This is a genomic window from Pseudomonas sp. PS01270, assembly GCF_029959775.1.
Lineage (GTDB): Bacteria > Pseudomonadota > Gammaproteobacteria > Pseudomonadales > Pseudomonadaceae > Aquipseudomonas > Aquipseudomonas atacamensis.
The window spans coordinates 89,394-110,387 of record NZ_JASCPT010000004.1; the positions used below are offsets into that span (position 1 = coordinate 89,394).

The window sequence follows — 20,994 nt, forward strand, 5'->3', positions numbered from 1 at the left end:
GGGAATTCTCTATGCAAGGGTGTCAGCCTATGTCTGGCCGACTACCGAAATTCAGTCGCCAAGGTTAGCGCTAACCGAGCCTTGTGCACACCAACCGCAGGCAAAGGGTTGACCTGTTTTTTCAATACGTTGCGCCGGATCCAGGACCCAGGCGCGGGTTTGCCACGGCGGCTGGTGGCGCAGGTGCTGGGTGTGGCCACAGGAAAGCTCGACCACCCAATGGCCATCTTCGTCCTGATGGAAGCCGGTGATGGTCGAAACCCGTTTGTCCGGGTTGTGGTCGCTTTCACGCGATTGCTTCGCTAAACTTGGCCTTTCTATATTCTTATGCAAAAGGTCTCGCCCCATGCTGATCGCCGCCAATAAGGCTGTCTCCATCGACTATACCCTGACCAACGACGCTGGTGAGGTCATCGACAGCTCCGCCGGCGGCGCTCCGCTGGTTTACCTGCAAGGCGCAGGCAACATCATCCCGGGCCTGGAAAAAGCCCTTGAAGGCAAAGCTGTCGGCGACGAGCTGAAAGTAGCCGTTGAGCCTGAAGACGCTTACGGCGAATACGCCGCCGAGCTGGTCAGCACCCTGAGCCGCAGCATGTTCGAAGGCGTTGACGAGCTGGAAGTCGGCATGCAGTTCCACGCTTCGGCGCCGGACGGCCAGATGCAGATCGTCACCATCCGTGATCTGGACGGCGACGACGTCACCGTTGATGGCAACCACCCTCTGGCCGGTCAGCGCCTGAACTTCGAAGTGAAGATCGTTGATATCCGTGACGCCAGCCAGGAAGAAATCGCTCATGGTCACGTCCATGGCGAAGGTGGCCATCACCACTGATTTTCTGCGCTAAGCTTCGAGTACTGGAGAGGCGCCTGTGGGCGCCTTTTTAGTCCGCGGCTGTCCTTGGTGGCCTCGCCAAGTGGCTGTTTCGAGTAGAACACGAGAATCCTGGAGTTCGGCATGAGTGCTTTTCACGACCTTAAGTTGACAGCCCTGGATGGTCAGGAGCTACCGCTGGCGCCGTTCAAGGGCCAAGTCGTGCTGGTGGTCAATGTGGCCTCCAAATGCGGCTTGACCCCTCAGTACGCGGCACTGGAAAACCTCTACCAGCAATACAAAGATAAAGGCTTTGCTGTGCTGGGCCTGCCGTGCAACCAGTTTGCCGGTCAGGAGCCAGGCTCGGAGAAAGAAATCCAGGAGTTTTGCAGCCTCAACTATGGCGTGACCTTTCCGTTGTCGAGCAAGCTCGAAGTCAATGGTCACGAGCGGCATCAGTTGTATCGCCTGCTGGCGGGCGAGGGCGCCGAGTTTCCCGGTGACATCACCTGGAACTTCGAAAAGTTTCTGCTCGGCAAGGATGGCCGGGTGCTGGCGCGCTTCTCGCCGCGCACGGCGCCGGATGATCCGACAGTGATTGCCGCGATCGAAAAAGCCTTAGCCTGAATCAGAAAATCGCAGCATTGAGCTGCGATTTTTTTTGCCTGCCTTTTGACCCTTAATCATTCAGATCAATAGTGCTGTCACGCTAAGAACGTGGCGGATATTATCGCCGTCATATCGATTAATGTCCGTCGCCAATGTTTTCGTGGAGCCTCTCGATGCCTGTTCAAGCCCTGTTCAAACCGTTCCACCTCGGTGCCCTCGAACTGCCGACCCGCGTGGTCATGGCGCCAATGACCCGTTCGTTTTCGCCGGGCGGTGTGCCGAATTCCAAAGTCATTGAGTACTACCGTCGTCGTGCGGCCGCCGGGGTTGGTTTGATCATCACCGAAGGCACCACCGTCGGCCACGTCGCGTCCAATGGCTATCCAAACGTGCCGCAATTTTTCGGTGACGCGCCGCTCGCCGGCTGGAAAAAAGTTGTCGACGCCGTGCACGCCGAGGGCGGCAAGATCGTCCCGCAACTGTGGCATGTCGGCAGCGTACGTCGCCTCGGCACCGAGCCGGACGCCAGCGTGCCGGGCTACGGTCCATCGGAGAAACTCAAGGACGGTCAGGTCGTGGTGCACGGCATGACCAAACAGGACATTCAGGACGTGATCGCCGCGTTCGCCCAGGCTGCCAAAGATGCGCAAAGCATCGGCATGGACGGTGTGGAAATCCATGGCGCCCACGGCTATCTGATCGACCAGTTCTTCTGGGAAGGCAGCAACCAGCGCACCGACGAATACGGTGGCAGCCTGGCCAACCGTTCGCGTTTTGCCATCGAGTTGATTCAAGCAGTGCGCGCAGCCGTCGGTGAGGGTTTCCCGATCATCTTCCGCTTCTCGCAATGGAAGCAGCAGGATTACACCGCGCGTCTGGTACAAACCCCCGAAGCGCTGGGCGAGTTTCTCAAGCCGCTGTCAGACGCTGGCGTGGACATTTTCCACTGCTCGACCCGACGCTTCTGGGAGCCGGAGTTCGACGGTTCGGATCTGAACCTTGCTGGCTGGACCCGCAAGCTGACCGGCAAACCGACCATCACCGTGGGCAGCGTCGGCCTGGACGGCGAGTTCTTGCAGTTCATGGTCAACACCGACAAGGTCGCGCAACCGGCCAGCCTGGAAAATCTGCTGGAGCGTCTGAACAAAGAAGAGTTTGACCTGGTAGCAGTGGGCCGTGCGCTGCTGGTCGATCCGGACTGGGCGCAGAAAGTCCGTGAAGGGCGTGAGCAGGACATTCTGCCGTTCAGCCGTGAGGCGTTGATGTCGCTGGTCTAAGCTGCGCCAGTTCGAACCATTCGCGAGCAGGCTCGCTTCCACCTTCGACCGCATTCCATCTGAAAGAATGCAGTACCCATGTGGGAGCGAGCCTGCTCGCGAAAGCTGTTTCTATGTCGCCGAAAATCTAAGGTTGTGTCTGCGCCCCAGGCACCACCAGCTCCCCCGCACAAGCCCCACGCAAATACCCCTCGAACTGCTCGATAATCGCCGCCCAGCCCTGGCGACTGCCATGCTGCCGCGCATTCAGCCGCACACAGCGCAACCGCTCATCCTCCTCCAGCAACCACGCCGCCGCCTCGCAAAATGCCTGCTCATCGCCGGGCATGGCTGACACGCCGTTGTAGCCGTGGCGAATATGCTGCGCCGCGGCTGCCTGATCATAGGCAACGACGCCGAGTCCCGAAGCCAAGGCTTCCAGCACCACATTGCCGAAGGTTTCGGTCAGGCTGGGAAATACGAACAGATCTCCTGAGGCGTAGTGCGCCGCGAGTGCTTCTCCCCGTTGCGCGCCGCAGAAGATCGCCTCCGGCAGTTCTTTTTCCAGCGCCGAACGCTGCGGGCCATCTCCGACCACGATCAGCTTCAGATGGCGCTGTGGATAAGTCTGCTGCAGGGTTTCAAAGCAGCGTTTGAGCAGGCCCAGATTTTTCTCCGGGGCGAGCCTTCCTACGTGGATGACCGCGATATCTTTATCAGAGAGTCCCCATTGCTCACGCAACGCGCTCTGACGCTTGCTTGGATGAAACAACTGGCTGTCCACACCCCGCGACAACAACGCCAGCCGCTCGAAATGCCGCCGCTCCAGTTCCAGGCGCTGACTGACGCTCGGCACCAGAGTCATTGCCGAACGATTGTGAAACCAGCGCAGGTAATGGGTGAGCATCCGCGTCAGCAGACCGAGGCCGTACTGGCTGGTGTATTGCTGGAAGTTGGTGTGAAAACCGCTCACCACCGCAATCCCCAGGCGCCGTGCGGCGCGCAGTGCCGACAACCCGAGCGGGCCTTCCGTGGCGATGTACAGCACATCCGGGCGCTGGCGTTTCCAACGGCGCAGCAATTTATGCATCGACGACTGGCCCCATTGCAGTCCCGGATAGCCCGGTAGTGGCCATCCGCGACACAGCAACAGTGCATCGTCTTCGCTGCGTTGCGGATCGGTGGCCTGGCGCGGGCGTACAAGCTCTACCTGATGCCCACGTGTGCGCAAACCCTCGCACAAGCGGCCAAGGGTATTGGCCACGCCGTTGATTTCCGGTGGGAAGGTTTCGCTGATGAGGGTGATATGTAGAGCTGTCGTCATGACCTCAGTGTCGGCTGAGGCCATGTCGAGCTTGTTACGGTCGGATGATGGATTTGTGACGCGGTCAGTGCTGGATCACCAGATTTTCGGCACCACGCTCGCGCACCCAGAACAACGTCGCCCCGGCTACCGCCGCCGGCATCATCAGGATGTTGACCACCGGAATCAGCAACACCAGATAGACGATCCCGCCAAAGCTCATGCTCTGCCAGCGCTTTTGCCGCAGCCAGGCGAGCATCTCGTTCCAGCCCAGTTTGTGGTTATCCGCCGGGTAGTCGATGTACTGGATGGCCATCATCCACACGCCGAATAGCAGCCATAACGGCGCGGCGACGATATTCACCACTGGGATGAACGACAGGATGAACAGGCCGATAGCGCGCGGCAGGAAATAGCCGAGCTTGCGCATTTCACGGGAGAGGGTGCGCGGGATCATCGCGATCAGTTCGCCCCAGCTGAACGCCGGGAAATCATCAGTGCCGCGCACCACCACTTCGACTTTTTCCGCAAGGAAGCCGTTGAACGGTGCGGCAATGATGTTGGCGAGCATGGTGAAGGTGAAAAACACCATCAAGGCCACCAGGACCACGAACAATGGCCAGAGGATATAGCTGAGGAAACTCAGCCACTCAGGCAACGAGCGCATCAGCGTGTCGACCCACAGGCTGAACTGGTGGCCGGCCAGATAGATCAATCCGACGAACAGCACCAGGTTGATCGCCAGCGGCAACAACACGAACAGGCGCAGGCCAGGGCTCAGGACCAGTTTGAGGCCTTCGCGCAGGTATTGCGGGCCGGACAGAACAGGGGCGGGCATAAGGTGCTCCGAAGCAAGGGAAAACGCGCCGACGTTACCGGCTTTGCCCCAGCGGCGAAAGCGCGGCAGAGCAATCGACATTCACTGTAACAAAGAGGTCTATCTCGTCAGCGTCTCGGCATAGAGACCACCTATGAGCTGGATTGTTAAACCGTATTTCCTTAATCTTGCCCCCCTCGATACGCTGCACCCAACTTTTTACAGGACTGTCGAGTTCAAGCCTTCCCCAAGGTGTCCACGGTCCTTTTTTATTCCGCCGGCCGTCCGGCGTCCGCGCCAGATTTTTCATGGCCGGCCAACAGGAGCAGATTCATGTCTGAAGTCCGTCATTCGCGAGTGATCATTCTCGGTTCCGGCCCCGCCGGCTACAGCGCTGCGGTCTACGCGGCCCGCGCCAACCTCAAGCCACTGCTGATCACCGGCATGCAGGCCGGCGGTCAACTGACCACCACCACCGAAGTCGACAACTGGCCGGGTGATGTTCATGGTCTGACCGGCCCGGTGCTGATGGAGCGCATGCGCGAGCACGCCGAGCGTTTCGAGACCGAGATCGTTTTCGATCACATCAACGCCGTGGACTTCGCTGCCAAGCCATACACCCTGACCGGCGACAGCGCCGTCTATACCTGCGATGCACTGATCATCGCCACCGGTGCCAGTGCCCGCTACCTGGGTCTGCCGTCCGAAGAAGCGTTCATGGGCAAAGGCGTGTCGGCCTGCGCGACCTGCGACGGTTTCTTCTATCGCAACAAGCCGGTCGCTGTGGTTGGCGGTGGCAACACCGCTGTCGAAGAAGCGCTGTACCTGGCCAACATCGCCAGCACCGTGACCCTGATCCACCGTCGTGAAACTTTCCGCGCCGAGAAGATCCTGATCGACAAGCTCAACGCCCGTGTGGCCGAAGGCAAGATCATCCTCAAGTTGAACGCCAACCTGGACGAAGTCCTCGGCGACAACATGGGCGTCACCGGTGCGCGTCTGCGCAACAACGATGGCAGCTTCGACGAAATCAAAGTCGACGGCGTGTTTATCGCCATCGGCCACACCCCGAACACTTCGCTGTTCGAGGGCCAGTTGACGCTGAAAGACGGTTACCTGGTTGTGCAGGGCGGCCGCGAAGGCAATGCGACGGCCACCAGCGTCGAAGGCATCTTCGCTGCCGGTGACGTGGCTGACCACGTTTACCGTCAGGCCATCACCTCGGCCGGCGCCGGTTGCATGGCGGCACTGGACACCGAGCGTTACCTGGACGGCCTGCAGAACGCCACGTTCTAATAGCGCAGGGCACAAAAAAACCGGCCAGAGATTGGCCGGTTTTTTTGTGCACGCTCTTCCTGCTCCAACGCAATTCGATCGTTCCCACGCGGAGCGTGGGAACGATCCGAATCCCGTTGTTAGCGGCGGGTCAGGGGTTGTGCGGTGAATTTCACCCCGGCCAGGCCGTGCTTGATCAACGCGCGGATATTGCCGTGATCGCTGCCCTCAGGCGTCGCCAGCACCGAACGGTAATGCTCGCCGAAAGCCAGCAGTGCTTCTTCATCGCTCAGACCTTCCAGCAGTGCCAGACCCAGGGTCTTGCAGGAGCCTTCGTTCTGCCCTTCAGCGTTTTCCACGCCGCCGTTGTTGAATGCTTGCGGCTGGTAGTCGTAACCGGCGGCGATGAACGCCAGGGTGTCGGCGAAAGCATGCTCGCCACTCTTGAGGCTGGCGCGCAGGGTGTTCAGATCAGTCATTGGGTTTTCCTTTGGCAAACGCCGCTTGTTGTTCGGCGCTGGCTTCTTGCTGGTATTGGGCTTTCCACTCGGCGTAGGGCATGCCGTACACCACTTCGCGGGCGTCATCGAGGCTGACCTCGATCTGGCGCTGATCGGCTTCGGCCTTGTACCACTTCGACAGGCAGTTGCGGCAGAACCCGGCAAGGTTCATCAGGTCGATGTTCTGCACGTCCTTGCGGCTGTCGAGGTGGGCGACCAGTCGGCGAAAGGCGGCGGCTTCGAGTTCCAGGCGTTGTTGATCAGTCATGGGGGGTCTCTTCGAGACAGCTTCAAGCGGCAAGCTGCAAGCTGCAAGATGGATCGGGGTCGGCCGTTAGCTTACCGTTTGAAGCTTGAAGCTTGAAGCTTGAAGCTTGAAGCTTGAAGCTCAGCGACTCGCCGCGAGCGTAATCGATACCGACTCGGCGAAGCGCAGGGCGTGCGGTTTGTCGACTTCGACTTCGGCGTACAGCACCGATGCATTGGTCATCACCAGGTCGAGCAATTCCTGGGTCAGGCGTTCGAGCAGCGCGAAGCGGTTGCCTTCGACGTGGGCGATGATCGCTTTGGTGATGGTGCGGTAATTCAGTGCGTGGTCGATGTCATTGTCACGCACCGCCTCCTGCGCTGCGTACAGGATGGTCAGGTTGATCAGCACATCCTGCTTGTTGAGGATTTCGTCCTCGTTGATGCCGATAAAGGTGCGCAGGCGCAGATCCTTGACCCGGATGCGCGCCATCCCCGGTTGAAGTTGTGGCATTGATTTGCTCCGTCCAGTCTATTGCAGGCGTTCTGGTGGATCTTACTCGACTCGCGGCCGAAGCGGGACGGCCTATTTGACGTGCCGTCCACCGTTGACGGTGAGGGTCGTGCCGGTGACATAGGGATTGTCGAGCAGATAGCGCAGGCTCTGATAGATCACCTCGCTGCCCGGCTCGATACCCAGCGCGGACTTGGCCAACGCCTTGGCGCGGTACGCCGTGTCATCTTCGGGGTTGAACAATAACAGCGCCGGGGCGATGCCGTTGACCTTGATGGCCGGCGCAAAGCGCGCGGCAAACGACAGGGTCAGACTGTCGAGCCCGGCCTTGCTGGCGCAATAACCGATGTGCTTGCTGCTGCCTTTGCGGGTGACATCGTCGCTGATGTGGATGATGTCGGCAGGCGCCGAGCGCTGCAGCAACTCGGCGCAGTGCAGGTTGATCAGGTAAGGCGCGAGCATGTGAATGTTGAACATGCGATTGAAGGCTTGTGCTTCGCTGCCCTGGGTTTCTGCCAGCCATTCGGAGGCGTTGTGCACGACGGCGCGCAAGCTGTCGGTGTGGGCTTTCAGCGCGTCGATGAAGGCAAGAATCCCGGCCTCGCTGGAAAAGTCCGCGAACAGCGCTGTCGCGCCAAGATCGCGAAGGGCCTGCACGCCCGGTCGCTCGGTGCGGTAAGTGAAAATCAGCGGGTGGCCGTCCTCGATCAAGCGCTGCGCGCAGTGCAAGCCGACACGCTGGCCGGCGCCGGTGATGAGGATCGGGGCTGCGGAATCTGGCATGGGCGGCTCGCATCGCGGTTGAAGCGAAAACTATAACAGGCTCGCCGCCCGCTGCAGATCAGCGATTTTGCGCCGACGGTGTGGCCGCCAGTGGCCGGGTCGGCGTGCTGTTCAGCCAGTTCGCCAGCAGACGCGTCGACAACGGGATGAAGAAATACACCATCAGCGGCGTCAGGCACGCCGTGCCGATCAATATCCGCGGCAACAGGCTCAACTCAGCGAGCAGTGGGCCGAGGATAAAGTTGAAAATCAGCGACACCGGGAAAAACGCCAGCCAGATCGCCACGGCCTGTTTCCAGCGCGGTGGACGTTGTCCGGCAGCACCAAACCAGCCTTCAATGCCGCTGACCCGGTGCTCTTTAGGATGTTCGAACAAATCGCTGCCGCGGTTAAGCCAGGCGGTACGCGACGCCGAGTATTCCCAAGCATGCAGCGTCTGCTCATCGACAAAGCGAAAGATAATCTGGAATTCGTTGTCACCTGGCGGTGGCGCAAGGACGCCGGAGCCGAGGTAGCCGGGGAAGTCGGTGGCCAGTTGCTCGCCTTCGCGCAACCATGCAATGAGATCGTGATAGCGGCCATCAGCGACGCGACGCGCTACCATCAACGTAACGGGGGAAGTAGACATTTTGTATCTCCGTATTTCGAGTGCGTCGTTCCGGGTAAGAACTTCGCCTGACGCAGGCCGGGGTAGAGGCTTGCGCTTTGCAGCAAGCAAGGATTATTCCTGATTTTGTCGATTAAACCAGCCACATTCGTCGTAGATCACTACTTGAAGGTTTCCAGTCCATCATGTTTAAAATGGGATCCAATGAACCGACATAGAAGTTGACCGCCAGATGCCTGTAATCACGGACCCTCGCCCGGCTTCGACAGCACTCGGCACGCTCGAGCGCGAAGAGCTGTTTCCCATCCGCGAAGTGGCGCGCCTGACTGGCGTCAACCCGGTGACCCTGCGTGCCTGGGAGCGCCGTTACGGACTCATCCAGCCGACGCGCACCGAAAGCGGGCATCGTTTGTATTCCATGAACGATATCGAGCGCGTGCGCAGCATCGTCGACTGGATTGATCGCGGCGTGGCCGTGAGCAAAGTCGGCAAGATCCTGGCGAAAACAGAGCCTTTGAAGGTGCTGGCAAACTTTATCCCCGATGACCATGTGCAGGCCGATTACAAGCAATGGCAGGAGCAGGTTCAGCAGGCGGTCAGTGCGTTCGACGATCAGCAGCTGGATCGCGTCTACGGGCAGATTTTCTCGTCGTACGCGCTGCCGGTGGTGTTCGAAGCCATTCTGATGCCGTTGTGGCGTCAACTGCTGCAGCGCCAGGACGCTTTCGGGCAAACCAGCGAATGGTTGTTTCTCGACGGATTTCTCAGGGCGCGCGTGCTGCAGCGCATCGTCATGCTGCGGGGGGCTCAACCGCGCCGGGTGGTCGTCAGTGCGCTTGCGGGGCAATGCAGAGAGCTTGAGTTGCTGGTCGCGGCGCTGTTTCTCAGCGGCAACGAGTCTGGCGTGCGTGTGCTCACCACGGGCCAGCCTTTCGATGAATTGACGCTGGTCTGCGAAAAGGTCAAGCCTGACGCACTTGTGCTGTTTTCCAATCATGCCCCCGGTCCAGAGCTGCCCCGGCGCCTGAATCGTCTGGCACTGAGTCTGGATTGCCAATTGATGTTGGCCGGCGATGCCTCGGAACTGGCCGAAGAGAGTCTGGCCGGTTCATCGGTGGCATGCCTGGGAAATGAGGGCGCGACAATGCGTCAACGCATGAAGCAATTCATGGCAGGCAAACTGGATACCTGAAACTCAGGCGTGCAGGGCGGGGTGGGTCAGGCGATGCTGTTGCAGGATGAACTGGCGCAAGCGCTCGGTTTCGTCGGCATCGGTCTGGCTCAGTTCGTAGGCGAAGAAACCTTGCTCGGTCTCACGCTCGAAATGGCCGCGCAACGAGATGCGCTCATAACCGGAAGGGCTGAACCACAGGGCGAAATGTTTCGGTGGTTTGGTCTTGTTGCGCACTTCCAGCAACACGCCTTTGTGCGACACCTCGTGTACCCAAAGCGTGCCGGGCTGGCCTTTGGCGTTTTCCAGCGCCACGGGCTCTTCAAGAACCAGGCGCCATGGGCGCACCATCGGGCCGTCTTCGTAGATGCTCGGCACACCGAGACGCAGATGCAGCGCGTGGAACTCGTCTTCCACCAGATGCAGCGGAAAAGTCATCTGTTGATTTTCGAAGTTGGCCTGGATCGTCACCTGCTCGTGAGCAGCCAGACGTGTCAGCAGGTCACGGATCTGCGAACCACCATTAACCAGCAGACTCGACGTTGCATCCCGCACGTTAAGTTGCGGGTTGTGCTGCATGGTCTGGATAAAATCCAGCTCGTCCTGAGTGAGGAGGGCGTCGCGCTGCATGGCTAACTCGAAGTGAATAGTTACAAAGTCATTGGTGATTGTAGTTAATGACCATCAGTTCGCGGTTTTGTTTGCGCCGTTCGTCGCTTTCAACGCCGCTAGCTCGCTTTGCAGCGCCGCCACTTGTGCTTCCAGCTGCGCAACCCGCTGCTGCGCCTTGACCTGAACCGTCACATCTTTTTGCACGCCGATGAAATAAGTCTGCCCGTCATCGGCATTTTTTATCGTCGACAATGACAATTCGTTCCAGAACGGCGTGCCATCCTTGCGATAGTTGCGCAGGATTTCCCGGCAGGAACCGCCTTTACGCAATGTCTCGCGAATGAGCTGCAGACTTGGTTGATCACGGTCTCCCGCCTGCAAAAAACGACAGTCCTGGTAGAGGATCTCCTCACTGCTATAACCGGTCATGCGCTCGAAGGCAGGGTTGACGTAAATAAGGATGTTGTCCTGCTCGCCTTCCTTTTCAGCAACCACGATCCCGTCGTTTGACGCGTTGATCACCATTTGCAGCAGGCTGGCGTTGATCATCCGAGAATCCCTTCCGTTATGGCAGTGGCAGGCATTCTAGAAGAAAGCCGCAGACTGTCTATAGGTCAGCAGCTTGCATTGAGAGCCAATCGCAACTTCGCGGCATGGGCTGTTACTATCGCGGCTCTTTTTTTCAGTTCCAGGATCAGATTGATGAAAGTCGCCATCCTCTCCGGTTCGGTCTACGGCACCGCCGAAGAAGTCGCCCGCCACGCCCAGAACCTGCTGAAAGCCGCCGGCTTTGAAACCTTCTACAACTCGCGCGTCGCGTTGGCCGATATCCAGGCGTTCGGTCCCGAGGCCCTTCTCGCTGTGACTTCGACCACTGGCATGGGCGAGCTGCCGGACAACCTGCAACCGTTGTATTCGACCCTGCGCGATCAGTTGCCTGCTTCGTTGCGGGGCCTGCCCGGCGCGGTGATTGCCCTCGGTGACGCAAGCTACGGCGACACCTTCTGCGGCGGTGGCGAGCAGATGCGCGAACTGTTTGCCGAACTGGGGGTAAACGAGGTTCAGGAAATGCTGCGCATCGACGCCAGCGAAAGCGTCACGCCGGAAACCGATGCCGAGCCGTGGCTGGCGCAGTTGATTGAAGCGCTCAAGGGCTGATTGCGGGCAGTAATCGCTGCACCTTTTAAGCGTTGTTGCGTTGAAACGGGTCAAGGCTGTTTGCCCGGCTGACTCGTTCAGTCATCAAGCTGGCTGCCAATGCAACTACGCGATGCCCTGCGCCTGACTAGACTGCTGACACGAGCAGAACAAGAAGAACGCAGAGGTGCATACAGTGAGCGTAGCCCCCGTCCAATCGTCACCGAACGTCAAAGATCAGGTCAGCGCTGCCGAGTGGCAGACCCGTGTCGATCTTGCCGCCTGTTATCGCTTGGTCGCGCTGCACGGCTGGGACGATCTGATCTTCACGCATATCTCGGCCAAGGTGCCCGGCACCGAAGATTTCCTGATCAATCCGTTTGGCCTGATGTTCCACGAGATCACCGCTTCGAGCCTGGTGAAAGTCGATCAGGCCGGCAACAAACTCATGGACAGCCCGTACGAAATCAACCCCGCCGGCTACACCATTCACAGCGCCGTCCACGAAGTGCGCCACGATGTGGTTTGCGTGCTGCATACGCACACTGCGTCAGGCGTTGCGGTGTCGGCGCAAAGGCAGGGGGTGCTGCCGATCAGTCAACAGTCACTGTTTGTGTTGTCGAGCCTGGCCTATCACGCCTACGAGGGCGTGGCCCTGAACCATGAAGAAAAGGCGCGCCTGCAAGCCGACCTCGGCGACAATAATTTCCTCATGCTGCACAACCACGGTCTGCTCACCTGTGGTGGCACCATTGCCGATACGTTTCTGATGATGTTCACCTTCCAGCGAGCCTGCGACATTCAGGTCATGGCGCAGACGGGAGGTGCCGAACTGATCGCCATCGAACCGCAGATTCTCGCCGGCGCCAAGGCAATGATTGCCGGCGTCACCAAGAGCGCGCAGGGCATGGGCGGCGCGCTGGCGTGGCCGGCGCTGTTGCGCAAACTCGATCTTCAAGACCCGGGGTATAAATTCTAATGCCGCTCGCCGAGATTCCTCTGAGTGTCTGGCGCAAGCGCAGCCGGACATTCGTTTTTCATGGCCAGTCGATCCGCTACTGGACAGTCGGGCAGGGTGAACCGTTGCTGTTGATTCATGGTTTTCCCACCGCCAGTTGGGATTGGCATTACCTGTGGCAGCCACTGGCGCAGCGTTATCAGGTGATCGCTTGCGACATGCTCGGTTTCGGCGATTCGGCAAAACCGCGCAATCACACCTACAGCCTGCTGGAACAGGCCGATCTGCAACAGGCACTGCTCGCCCATCTGCAGGTTGAACAAGCGGTGCATATTCTCGCTCACGACTACGGCGACAGCGTCGCTCAGGAACTGCTCGCGCGGCATTACGAAAAACGCATCGAAGTGGCCAGTTGCGTGTTCCTTAATGGCGGTCTGTTTCCGGAAACCCATCGTCCGCTGCTGATGCAGAAACTGCTGCTCAGCCCGATTGGCTGGCTGCTTGGCCGCGCCTTCAGCCGTGAGGCGCTGGTCAAAGGTTTCCGGCAGATCTTCGGCCCGCAGACCCAGCCATCTGAAAGCGAACTGGATGATTACTGGAGCCTGGTCGACAGCAACCATGGCCCGCGCATCCTGCACAAATTGATCACTTACATTCCTGAGCGCCGGGTGCAGCGCGAGCGCTGGGTGGCGGCCATGCAGCGTGGTGATATCCCTTTGCGGGTCATTGACGGTGCAGTCGATCCGATCTCCGGCGTGCACATGGTCGAGCGTTATCGCGAATTGATCCCCGATCCGGACACTGTGCTGCTGCCGGGCATCGGCCACTATCCGCAAACCGAGGCGCCGGCGCTGGTGCTCAAGCACTATCTGGCGTTTCGCGATCGTCTGGTATTGCCTCCACGCAAAGTGGCGTACTCCTGATTCTCGCCAAGAGCACAGGCTCTCGGCGACCGGACACTTGATCATCCCTCAGCCTTATCGCGCACCATTCAGCCGCAGCCGTGTTCGTTGTGACCCAAAGCGCCGTGCCTGACACTCGGGGCAATATCCCTTGGCCTGCTGGAGTTGTTGCGATGAATGAGCCTGTGCGTTTCGAAGATAAAGTCGTGATTGTCACCGGCGCCGGTGGCGGCCTCGGTCGTGCGCATGCGCTGCTGTTCGCCAGACAGGGAGCCAAAGTGCTGGTCAACGATCTCGGTGGCTCGACGCAGGGCGAGGGCGCCAACGCTTCGGCTGCCGACCGCGTAGTGGCGGAAATCCGCGAGGCCGGCGGTATTGCCGAAGCCAACCACGACTCGGTGACTGACGGCGACAAACTGGTACAGAACGCCCTGGATGCCTTCGGCCGCGTCGACGTCGTGGTGAACAATGCCGGGATCCTGCGCGACAAGTCATTTCACAAGATGGACGACGCCGACTGGGATCTGGTCTATCGCGTCCATGTTGAAGGCGCCTACAAAGTTACCCGTGCTGCCTGGCCGCATTTGCGCGAGCAAAACTACGGTCGCGTGATTTTCACTGCGTCGACTTCTGGCATTTACGGCAATTTCGGTCAGTCCAACTACGGCATGGCCAAACTCGGGCTTTACGGGTTGACCCGAACGCTGGCGATAGAAGGGCGCAAGAACAACATTCTGGTCAACGCCATCGCCCCGACCGGCGGCACGCGCATGACCGAGGGCCTGATCCCGCCGCAAGTATTCGAGCAACTGAAGCCGGAACTGGTCAGCCCGCTGGTGGTGTATCTGGCCAGCGAGCAATGCCAGGAAACGTCCGGCCTGTTCGAAGTCGGCGGCGGCTGGATGGGCAAGGTGCGCTGGGAACGCAGCCTCGGTGCCGGCTTCGATCCGCGCGAGGGGTTCTCGCCGGAAGACGTCGCGGCGCACTGGCAGCAGATTTGTGATTTCGAAGGGGCGGCGCACCCGAAGGACAATATTGAAGCATTGAAGGAAATGATGGCGAATTTGCAGAAGTATTCGATTTGAGTGAAGAGGCCACCAGGCTCAGGCTTGGTGGCCTCGTGAATTCATGAGTATCTACGTTCAGTAATAAACTTCGGCGCCTTCCAATTTGGTCCCTTGATTGGAATTGGACCATCACCATTTGCCAGCACGCCTTCTTTGAAAAGTTGTGCATATGTCGTTAATAGCTCGCCGCTCGCGATAAGCTCGAATTTATATCGCCCAATCATTCTATCCAAGGATGGGTATGCCATGCCGATGCCGAAAGCCGTCAGTACATCAGCAATTGGTTCGTGCTTGAGAATTTCTTCGATAGGAATCATTGGCCTGTTCCTTTAAGCAATTGTTCATATATGCGTTGCATTTGCTTGTTTCCCGCCCGCAGCGCGTCAGGTGAATAAAGGACATGATCCTCGCTTCCGAGCTTGAAGTCCTCCAGCGTGGCGGTATGGGCATTATTCCAGGCGGGAGATCCGTTTTCGGGCTTGAAGTCATCGCTAAGTCCCATCGCTCGAAATCTTTCCAGTTCACGAATCTCATGTGTGTAATAACGTAAGTCCGTATCAGTAAGCTCCCAGTGGCCGCTTAAGATCTTTTCCAGCCGCTGAATCATGATGTCGTTGGCGTCTGATTGATCGAGCCGACTGATGTGCAGTTTTACCAAGTCTATACCTGACTTTGTAATAACCGCCGTACGCCAATCCAGATCGAGAATCGCTCCTCCCGCCGCCTCTGGATTGAAGTAGCGGCCGCTGTATTTGCCTCTGACCGAAGCTCCTTCATAGGGATTGCTGAACACCACATACAGCGGTGCAATCCCGGAGTCATCAGGGAATACGATAATGAATCTCTCCCAGCCTTCGACGAGGATCGGGTTCAGGTCCAGTCGCCCTTCAAGCGGAAGAATCGGAGCCCCCGAGTACGCGGATGGTCTTTTCCCAAAGATGGGCAATTCAGTCGAGCTGTCTTGCGGTGAAATGGCGGGCGTCCATGTCAGGAAGTCAGTGGGAGAGTCCGGTAACGCGACTTCATAAACATCATTGAGCGAGTCATACGCCGCATTCAGGACAGGGATGCTTGAGCGAATATGAAAGTCATCGTTGGTCGCAACAAAGATTTGTACACCGGCATCGATTTGCCGGGCGCCCAAGCCGATATGCATCTCAAATATGCCCCGTTGATCGGCAATTTCACGCAATGCTCCCGCGGGCTCCGACGATAATTCAGCAAGTGGAACGCTCACCACAAACCGCTCGCCGTTGCCCAAGCGTGATGGCATGAGCAGCGCCGCAAACCCGACCAATGCCGGACTGCTCAACAGCGCGGGGCCGCCCGCTTCGAGTGTATGCAGGGCGGTACGCAGCGCTGCGAGAATTGACGAGGATTTTTCCGGACTCAGTACAGCAGCGACTGACGCAAATGAAAAAGCCGGACCAGTCGTTGCCTGCGCGCCGGATGCGGGAAATTCACGCTGAGTTTCGGGTGTTTCCACCCGCTGATCGCGCGATTGCTTTTCGCGTTCAGCCTGGAGGTTCTCTCTCTGGCGCTGAGCCTCTGCCAGTGCCTCCAACTGAGCGCGCTCCGCTGCCTGTTGTCGCTGCGCAGCTCGCGCCGCAAGCCTTGCTTGTTCTGACTCCAGACGCCTTGCTTCTGTCCTTGCCGCCTGTTGAATGCGCGCACGGATTCGTTGTCGCTTGGCCTCGGCGACTGCCATTTGGCGCTTTTGCTCGGCATCTGTTTGCACTACCTGCTCCCGGCGCATCGCTTCGGCAATGTCACGCTGGCGCTGTTGCTCAGCGGCAATGCGGGCACGTTCTGCAGCTTGGCGTTGCGCCTCTGCCGCTGCCGCCTGGGCCTGATCCTGGGCTTGTACGGTGGCCAGCCAATTGAGTACGCCAGCCTGTTGCTGGTTGAGCAGCGCCAATGTCTGGCCCAGCAGCCGCGCTTCGTGGGCGGCCCGAAGGGACTCGCTCCACAATGCTCTGCTGCGGACCGCTGCGCCCTGCGCGCGCCGATTGGCCGATGCCTGATTCAGGTAATCCTTGAAGGTTTTTCCCAGTGGATCGCTGCCATAAAAGCGGTTGGCGATGGCAGTCTGCCGTTGAAACTCGGCGCTCTTGCGCTGAATCAAGGTGTTCCTGACGCCCACTTCGCGGGCCAGTGCTGCGGCCGGTGGCAGAGGATTGGTCGGTCCTTCCAGCCTGGTTGCCGCCAGTTCGACCTCAATGGTTTGGGGAATCGAGGCGGTTCTTGCGTTGAATTCCTGTTCCACGGCGACTTGCGTTTCATGCATCAATTCACGCGTCTGCGGATTGGCGCCGGCAGGGCCGAACATGCCGCTGTAGGAGTAATTCATGTCGCGTTCTTTGAATGGTTCGAAGCCATCAGGACCGAACTCCCTGATATGTACTGGATCCAGTTCCAACGGTGGAGGCTTTGGCATATTCATGTCCTTTTGAATGTGCGTTTTCACTCGCTCGAAAAGTGCGCACGGGTGGCGATGACATCCGTGTCACCAGCGAATGGTTGAGGTGTTTCAAGTTACCTCAGAGTGGCGGTTATCAAATCCGAGAAGCCCGTCAGTAACAGGGCGTTATGTCGAAAGGGTTTTCGCGGGTTTTTATCGATGCAGAGGGTATTCATCCGAGCTTCGAAGAAATGTCTGACGCGCTGATCGCAAGCTTTGCCGAACCGCTATCCAGCCTTTTTGAACGCCCATAAAAAAGGCCGCTGCAAACGCAGCGGCCAAGGTAAGACGTTGGATCAAGGAGCTACAAATCAACGTCAGTGAACAGCGGGGCGGTAAACCGAAAACATCGATTTATCCAGAATCTGTAGCCAGTCGCTCGCGATTCAGCGTAGCGGGCTTCGCGCTTTGCGGCGTGTGCCGGGAAAGCGCGCTCAGAATAAGGTCTCAAGCCTGTAGGAAAAATACCGATTCCAGACATGCACTGTTACGGGGCGCGCAACAGTGAGGTGCCCATGAATGGCGCTGATGATGCGCCATCCAGCCAGCCCATGAACCGCTCAAGGCCCCGCCGTGCGAGGCCATTCATCCTTTCGAGCGACAACGCAAATACCTCCTTGGTGCGCTTATCGACCGCAGCGACCGGCAGTAGGGTGGGGCCTTCTGTCACTCACCGGGGAAGACGCATGACAAAAACAACAATGCGCGCCATCTTCACACCGCAGGCGCTGGCCGCTGCGGTGGCTCTGGGTTGCGGCGCCCAGGCGCACGCGGTCGCCTTCAATATCGGCGAAATCGAAGGCACCTTCGACTCGTCACTTTCGGTCGGCGCGAGCTGGGGCCTGCGCGATGCCGACAGTTCGCTGGTCGGCACGGTCAATGGCGGCAGCGGACAATCGTCCACCGGTGATGACGGGCGCCTGAATTTCAAGAAGGGCGAAACCTTCTCGAAAATCTTCAAGGGTATCCACGACCTCGAACTGAAGTACGGCGATACCGGCGTGTTCGTGCGGGGCAAATACTGGTACGACTTCGAACTCAAGGACGAAGACCGCGAGTTCAAACAGATCAGCGACAGCGGCCGCAAGGAAGGCGCCAAGTCTTCCGGCGCGCAGATCCTCGATGCTTTCGTCTATCACAACTACGCCATCGCTGATTTGCCCGGCACTTTGCGGGCCGGCAAGCAGGTGGTGAGCTGGGGCGAAAGTACCTTTATCGGCAACTCGATCAACAGCATCAACCCGGTTGACGTCTCAGCATTTCGCCGTCCCGGTGCCGAGATCAAGGAAGGCCTGATTCCGGTGAACATGCTGTTTGGTTCGCAGAGCCTGACCGACAAACTTTCGGTCGAAGGCTTCTACCAACTGGAGTGGGACCAGACCGTTCTCGACAACTGCGGCACCTTCTTTGGCGTCGACGTCGCGGCGGATGGTTGCAACAACGGCTACACCGTCGGCAGTCCGGCGGTGGCGCCACTGGTGCCGCTGACCACCGCGTTCGGCCAAGGCATTCAGGTCACCCGCGAGGGCGTGGTGATCCCCCGTGGCGGTGATCGCGATGCGCGCGATTCCGGGCAGTGGGGCACGGCGCTGCGCTGGCTCGGCGAAGACACCGAGTACGGCCTCTACTTCATGAACTACCACAGCCGTACGCCGACGGTCGGCACCACCACGGCGGGGCTGTCGACACTGGCGGCATTGCCAGGCATGGTCGGCATTGCCAACGGCCTCGCGCCTGGCAGCGGTGCGGGGCTGGCGCAAAGCGTGATGCTCGGGCGCGGTCAGTATTACCTCGAATATCCGGAAGACATTCGTCTGTACGGCGCGAGTTTCTCCACCACGCTGCCCACCGGCACCGCGTGGACCGGCGAGGTCAGCTACCGGCCGAACGCGCCGGTGCAGGTCAACACCAACGACCTGACCCTGGCGCTGGTCAACCCGATTGCCGGCGGCACCGCATCGCCACTCGCTACTTCGCCGGGTGCCGACAACAAAGGCTACCGGCGCAAGGAAGTCACGCAGATCCAGAGCACCCTCACACACTTCTTCGATCAGGTGCTCGGCGCCGAACGCTTGACCGTGGTCGGCGAAGCAGCGGTGGTGCATGTCGGTGGTCTGGAGTCACGCAGTGAGCTGCGTTATGGCCGTGATTCGGTCTACGGCCAGTATGGTTTCGGCGGCGATACCGACGGCTTCGTCACCTCGACTTCGTGGGGCTATCGCGCCCGGGCGATTCTCGATTACGCCAACGTCATCGGCGGGATCAACCTCAAGCCCAACCTGTCGTGGTCCCATGACGTCGCCGGTTACGGCCCCAACGGTCTGTTCAACGAAGGTGCGAAAGCCATCAGCTTCGGCGTCGATGCCGACTACCGCAACACCTACACCGCAAGCCTGAGTTACACCGACTTTTTCGGTGGCGACTACAACGTCCTCGAAGACCGTGACTTCGTGGCCCTGAGCTTCGGCGTGAACTTCTGATCTGCCCGAGAAGGATGACTGCAATGCGCAAAACGATTCTGCAATGTGGCGTGCTGGCCTTGAGTCTGCTGGCCGCCAACGTGATGGCGGCGGTGTCGCCGGATGAGGCGAACAAACTTGGCACCAGCCTGACCCCGCTCGGCGCCGAGAAGGCCGGCAATGCGGACGGTTCGATCCCGGCCTGGACCGGCGGCATCCCGAAAAACGCCGGTGCGGTGGACAGCAAGGGCTTTCTCGCCGACCCGTTTGCCAACGAAAAACCGTTGTTCACCATCACCGCCGCGAACGTCGAGCAGTACAAAAGCAAGCTCTCCGATGGCCAGGTGGCGATGTTCAAACGCTACCCGGAAACCTACAAGATCCCGGTCTACCCGACCCACCGCACCGTGGGGGCGCCAGCGGAAATCTATGAGTCGGCCAAGCGCAGCGCGCTGAACGTCAACGCGATCAACGATGGCAACGGCCTGGCCAATTTCACTGGCAATCGCTACTACGCTTTCCCGATTCCGAAGAACGGCGTCGAGGTGCTGTGGAACCACATCACCCGTTATCACGGTGGCAATCTGCGGCGGATCATTACCCAGGTCACGCCGCAGACCAACGGCAGCTACACGCCGATCCGCTTCGAAGAAGAGATCGCCGTGCCGCAATTGATGAAAGACATCGACCCGGATAAAGCCGCCAACGTGCTGACCTTCTTCAAGCAATCGGTGACCGCCCCGGCGCGGCTGGCCGGTAACGTGCTGCTGGTGCACGAAACCCTCGATCAGGTGAAGGAACCGCGTCTGGCGTGGATCTATAACGCCGGTCAACGCCGGGTCCGGCGCGCACCGCAAGTGGCCTATGACGGCCCGGGTACAGCGGCCGATGGCCTGAGGACTTCCGACAACTTCGACATGTTCTCCGGAGCGCCGGATCGCTATGACTGGAAACTGGTCGGCAAGAAGGAAATGTACATTCCCTACAACAGCTACAAACTCGACTCGCCGAAGCTCAAGTACGACGACATCGTCAAGGCCGGGCACATCAATCAGGACCTGACCCGTTACGAACTGCACCGCGTCTGGGAAGTGATCGGCACGGTGAAACCGAACGAGCGGCACATCTACGCCAAGCGCCACATGTACATCGACGAGGACAGCTGGCAAGTGGCACTGGCCGATCACTACGACGGTCGCGGGCAACTGTGGCGCGTCGCCGAAGGTCACGCCCAGTACTACTACGATCATCAGGCCCAGGCTTACACGCTGGAAGCGCTCTACGACATCATTGCCGGCCGGTACATTGCGTTGGGCATGAAGAACGAAGAGAAGCACAGCTTCGAATTCGGCTTCGAAGCCAAGGCTGCCGATTACACTCCGTCGGCCCTGCGCGCCGAGGGCGTGCGGTAACGGGTCTGCTGCACCGCTGGACAAAAGGCGACCGCACGGTCGCCTTTTTTATGGCCATCGATCAGCGTGCTGAATACTCGTCAACAAGGGTGCG

23 protein-coding genes are annotated in these 20,994 nt (G+C 59.2%); 11 read left to right on the forward strand and 12 right to left on the reverse strand.

Going from position 1 to position 20,994, the window contains the following annotated elements:
- Positions 1–51: 51 nt before the first annotated feature.
- Positions 52–378 (reverse strand): DUF3565 domain-containing protein, encoded by a 327-nt coding sequence (locus tag QMX86_RS02810; protein WP_073473919.1) that lies wholly within the window; start codon positions 376–378, stop codon positions 52–54.
- Between QMX86_RS02810 and QMX86_RS02815 the strand changes: the two genes are divergently transcribed.
- The 3 genes from QMX86_RS02815 to QMX86_RS02825 all read left to right on the forward strand — a co-directional run bounded on the left by QMX86_RS02815 (position 347) and on the right by QMX86_RS02825 (position 2,697).
- Positions 347–832, forward strand: a complete 486-nt coding sequence (locus QMX86_RS02815; protein WP_016771661.1) for a peptidylprolyl isomerase — start codon at positions 347–349, stop codon at positions 830–832. The genes QMX86_RS02810 and QMX86_RS02815 overlap by 32 nt on opposite strands.
- A 123-nt stretch (positions 833–955) precedes the next feature.
- On the forward strand, positions 956–1,438 hold the full coding sequence (locus QMX86_RS02820) for a glutathione peroxidase (RefSeq protein ID WP_016771660.1): 483 nt from the start codon (positions 956–958) through the stop codon (positions 1,436–1,438).
- Positions 1,439–1,593: 155 nt separating this feature from the next.
- Positions 1,594–2,697: an NADH:flavin oxidoreductase gene (locus QMX86_RS02825; RefSeq protein ID WP_122750878.1), complete on the forward strand. Its 1,104-nt coding sequence runs from the start codon at positions 1,594–1,596 to the stop codon at positions 2,695–2,697.
- Between the two features lie 127 nt (positions 2,698–2,824).
- Here the strand turns inward: QMX86_RS02825 and QMX86_RS02830 are convergent, their stop codons facing one another.
- Positions 2,825–4,024: a glycosyltransferase family 1 protein gene (locus tag QMX86_RS02830; protein WP_243242897.1), complete on the reverse strand. Its 1,200-nt coding sequence runs from the start codon at positions 4,022–4,024 to the stop codon at positions 2,825–2,827.
- A gap of 40 nt (positions 4,025–4,064) precedes the next feature.
- Positions 4,065–4,817, reverse strand: a complete 753-nt coding sequence (gene cysZ / locus QMX86_RS02835) for a sulfate transporter CysZ (RefSeq protein ID WP_243242898.1) — start codon at positions 4,815–4,817, stop codon at positions 4,065–4,067.
- Positions 4,818–5,129: 312 nt separating this feature from the next.
- On the opposite strand from cysZ, the gene trxB reads away from it, so the two are divergent.
- Positions 5,130–6,092, forward strand: a complete 963-nt coding sequence (gene trxB, locus QMX86_RS02840) for a thioredoxin-disulfide reductase (RefSeq protein WP_016771656.1) — start codon at positions 5,130–5,132, stop codon at positions 6,090–6,092.
- 119 nt (positions 6,093–6,211) lie between these two features.
- On the opposite strand, the gene QMX86_RS02845 is transcribed toward trxB, so the two are convergent.
- From QMX86_RS02845 to QMX86_RS02865, 5 genes are all read right to left on the reverse strand, one after another.
- Positions 6,212–6,550, reverse strand: coding sequence for a HopJ type III effector protein (locus tag QMX86_RS02845; protein WP_110646373.1), 339 nt, complete (start codon positions 6,548–6,550; stop codon positions 6,212–6,214).
- Positions 6,543–6,839, reverse strand: a complete 297-nt coding sequence (locus tag QMX86_RS02850; protein ID WP_056782977.1) for a DUF1244 domain-containing protein — start codon at positions 6,837–6,839, stop codon at positions 6,543–6,545. The genes QMX86_RS02845 and QMX86_RS02850 overlap by 8 nt, the downstream gene beginning before the upstream one ends.
- A 120-nt stretch (positions 6,840–6,959) precedes the next feature.
- Entirely contained in the window at positions 6,960–7,331 is a 372-nt protein-coding gene (gene folX, locus QMX86_RS02855; RefSeq protein ID WP_016771653.1) for a dihydroneopterin triphosphate 2'-epimerase, read from the reverse strand.
- 72 nt (positions 7,332–7,403) lie between these two features.
- Positions 7,404–8,114 (reverse strand): dihydromonapterin reductase, encoded by a 711-nt coding sequence (gene folM, locus QMX86_RS02860; RefSeq protein WP_282384074.1) that lies wholly within the window; start codon positions 8,112–8,114, stop codon positions 7,404–7,406.
- Positions 8,115–8,172: 58 nt separating this feature from the next.
- Positions 8,173–8,742, reverse strand: a complete 570-nt coding sequence (locus tag QMX86_RS02865) for an antibiotic biosynthesis monooxygenase (RefSeq protein WP_073473745.1) — start codon at positions 8,740–8,742, stop codon at positions 8,173–8,175.
- Between the two features lie 211 nt (positions 8,743–8,953).
- Here QMX86_RS02865 and QMX86_RS02870 point away from each other — a divergent pair, with 211 nt between their 5' ends.
- Positions 8,954–9,913, forward strand: a complete 960-nt coding sequence (locus QMX86_RS02870) for a MerR family transcriptional regulator (RefSeq protein ID WP_122707658.1) — start codon at positions 8,954–8,956, stop codon at positions 9,911–9,913.
- A gap of 3 nt (positions 9,914–9,916) precedes the next feature.
- On the opposite strand, the gene QMX86_RS02875 is transcribed toward QMX86_RS02870, so the two are convergent.
- Complete coding sequence (locus QMX86_RS02875; RefSeq protein ID WP_024011639.1) at positions 9,917–10,522, reverse strand: hypothetical protein; 606 nt, start codon at positions 10,520–10,522, stop codon at positions 9,917–9,919.
- Between the two features lie 54 nt (positions 10,523–10,576).
- Positions 10,577–11,053 (reverse strand): PAS domain-containing protein, encoded by a 477-nt coding sequence (locus tag QMX86_RS02880; protein ID WP_122707517.1) that lies wholly within the window; start codon positions 11,051–11,053, stop codon positions 10,577–10,579.
- Positions 11,054–11,206: 153 nt separating this feature from the next.
- Between QMX86_RS02880 and QMX86_RS02885 the strand changes: the two genes are divergently transcribed.
- The 4 genes from QMX86_RS02885 to QMX86_RS02900 all read left to right on the forward strand — a co-directional run bounded on the left by QMX86_RS02885 (position 11,207) and on the right by QMX86_RS02900 (position 14,586).
- Complete coding sequence (locus QMX86_RS02885; protein WP_122610814.1) at positions 11,207–11,662, forward strand: flavodoxin; 456 nt, start codon at positions 11,207–11,209, stop codon at positions 11,660–11,662.
- Positions 11,663–11,837: 175 nt separating this feature from the next.
- The gene (locus QMX86_RS02890; RefSeq protein WP_016771646.1) at positions 11,838–12,620 is read left to right on the forward strand and encodes a class II aldolase/adducin family protein; all 783 of its coding nucleotides are present in this window, start codon (positions 11,838–11,840) and stop codon (positions 12,618–12,620) included.
- On the forward strand, positions 12,620–13,522 hold the full coding sequence (locus QMX86_RS02895; protein WP_282384067.1) for an alpha/beta hydrolase: 903 nt from the start codon (positions 12,620–12,622) through the stop codon (positions 13,520–13,522). The genes QMX86_RS02890 and QMX86_RS02895 overlap by 1 nt, the downstream gene beginning before the upstream one ends.
- Positions 13,523–13,674: 152 nt before the next feature.
- Positions 13,675–14,586, forward strand: coding sequence for an SDR family oxidoreductase (locus QMX86_RS02900; RefSeq protein WP_056782986.1), 912 nt, complete (start codon positions 13,675–13,677; stop codon positions 14,584–14,586).
- A gap of 41 nt (positions 14,587–14,627) precedes the next feature.
- Here QMX86_RS02900 and QMX86_RS02905 read toward each other — a convergent pair whose 3' ends face one another.
- Together QMX86_RS02905 and QMX86_RS02910 are read right to left on the reverse strand one after the other, a co-directional pair.
- Positions 14,628–14,885, reverse strand: coding sequence for an immunity protein (locus QMX86_RS02905; RefSeq protein ID WP_122508245.1), 258 nt, complete (start codon positions 14,883–14,885; stop codon positions 14,628–14,630).
- Positions 14,882–16,918, reverse strand: coding sequence for an S-type pyocin domain-containing protein (locus QMX86_RS02910; RefSeq protein ID WP_282384064.1), 2,037 nt, complete (start codon positions 16,916–16,918; stop codon positions 14,882–14,884). Before QMX86_RS02910 ends, QMX86_RS02905 begins: the two co-directional genes overlap by 4 nt.
- 797 nt (positions 16,919–17,715) lie before the next feature.
- On the opposite strand from QMX86_RS02910, the gene QMX86_RS02915 reads away from it, so the two are divergent.
- Positions 17,716–19,509, forward strand: coding sequence for a DUF1302 domain-containing protein (locus QMX86_RS02915; RefSeq protein ID WP_282384062.1), 1,794 nt, complete (start codon positions 17,716–17,718; stop codon positions 19,507–19,509).
- Between the two features lie 23 nt (positions 19,510–19,532).
- Entirely contained in the window at positions 19,533–20,900 is a 1,368-nt protein-coding gene (locus QMX86_RS02920) for a DUF1329 domain-containing protein (RefSeq protein ID WP_016771641.1), read from the forward strand.
- Positions 20,901–20,994: the final 94 nt, after the last annotated feature.

Coding starts and splice junctions, on each gene's coding strand:
- QMX86_RS02915 (WP_282384062.1), top strand. CDS start 17,716: ATGACAAAAACAACAATGCGCGCCATCTTCACACCGCAGGCGCTGGCC.
- QMX86_RS02880 (WP_122707517.1), bottom strand. CDS start 11,053: ATGATCAACGCCAGCCTGCTGCAAATGGTGATCAACGCGTCAAACGAC.
- QMX86_RS02900 (WP_056782986.1), top strand. CDS start 13,675: ATGAATGAGCCTGTGCGTTTCGAAGATAAAGTCGTGATTGTCACCGGC.
- QMX86_RS02870 (WP_122707658.1), top strand. CDS start 8,954: ATGCCTGTAATCACGGACCCTCGCCCGGCTTCGACAGCACTCGGCACG.
- trxB (WP_016771656.1), top strand. CDS start 5,130: ATGTCTGAAGTCCGTCATTCGCGAGTGATCATTCTCGGTTCCGGCCCC.
- QMX86_RS02865 (WP_073473745.1), bottom strand. CDS start 8,742: ATGTCTACTTCCCCCGTTACGTTGATGGTAGCGCGTCGCGTCGCTGAT.
- QMX86_RS02850 (WP_056782977.1), bottom strand. CDS start 6,839: ATGACTGATCAACAACGCCTGGAACTCGAAGCCGCCGCCTTTCGCCGA.
- QMX86_RS02910 (WP_282384064.1), bottom strand. CDS start 16,918: ATGAATTACTCCTACAGCGGCATGTTCGGCCCTGCCGGCGCCAATCCG.
- QMX86_RS02885 (WP_122610814.1), top strand. CDS start 11,207: ATGAAAGTCGCCATCCTCTCCGGTTCGGTCTACGGCACCGCCGAAGAA.
- QMX86_RS02820 (WP_016771660.1), top strand. CDS start 956: ATGAGTGCTTTTCACGACCTTAAGTTGACAGCCCTGGATGGTCAGGAG.
- QMX86_RS02845 (WP_110646373.1), bottom strand. CDS start 6,550: ATGACTGATCTGAACACCCTGCGCGCCAGCCTCAAGAGTGGCGAGCAT.
- QMX86_RS02815 (WP_016771661.1), top strand. CDS start 347: ATGCTGATCGCCGCCAATAAGGCTGTCTCCATCGACTATACCCTGACC.
- QMX86_RS02825 (WP_122750878.1), top strand. CDS start 1,594: ATGCCTGTTCAAGCCCTGTTCAAACCGTTCCACCTCGGTGCCCTCGAA.
- QMX86_RS02810 (WP_073473919.1), bottom strand. CDS start 378: ATGGAGACAGCCTTATTGGCGGCGATCAGCATGGGGCGAGACCTTTTG.
- folM (WP_282384074.1), bottom strand. CDS start 8,114: ATGCCAGATTCCGCAGCCCCGATCCTCATCACCGGCGCCGGCCAGCGT.
- cysZ (WP_243242898.1), bottom strand. CDS start 4,817: ATGCCCGCCCCTGTTCTGTCCGGCCCGCAATACCTGCGCGAAGGCCTC.
- QMX86_RS02875 (WP_024011639.1), bottom strand. CDS start 10,522: ATGCAGCGCGACGCCCTCCTCACTCAGGACGAGCTGGATTTTATCCAG.
- QMX86_RS02895 (WP_282384067.1), top strand. CDS start 12,620: ATGCCGCTCGCCGAGATTCCTCTGAGTGTCTGGCGCAAGCGCAGCCGG.
- folX (WP_016771653.1), bottom strand. CDS start 7,331: ATGCCACAACTTCAACCGGGGATGGCGCGCATCCGGGTCAAGGATCTG.
- QMX86_RS02905 (WP_122508245.1), bottom strand. CDS start 14,885: ATGATTCCTATCGAAGAAATTCTCAAGCACGAACCAATTGCTGATGTA.
- QMX86_RS02830 (WP_243242897.1), bottom strand. CDS start 4,024: ATGGCCTCAGCCGACACTGAGGTCATGACGACAGCTCTACATATCACC.
- QMX86_RS02920 (WP_016771641.1), top strand. CDS start 19,533: ATGCGCAAAACGATTCTGCAATGTGGCGTGCTGGCCTTGAGTCTGCTG.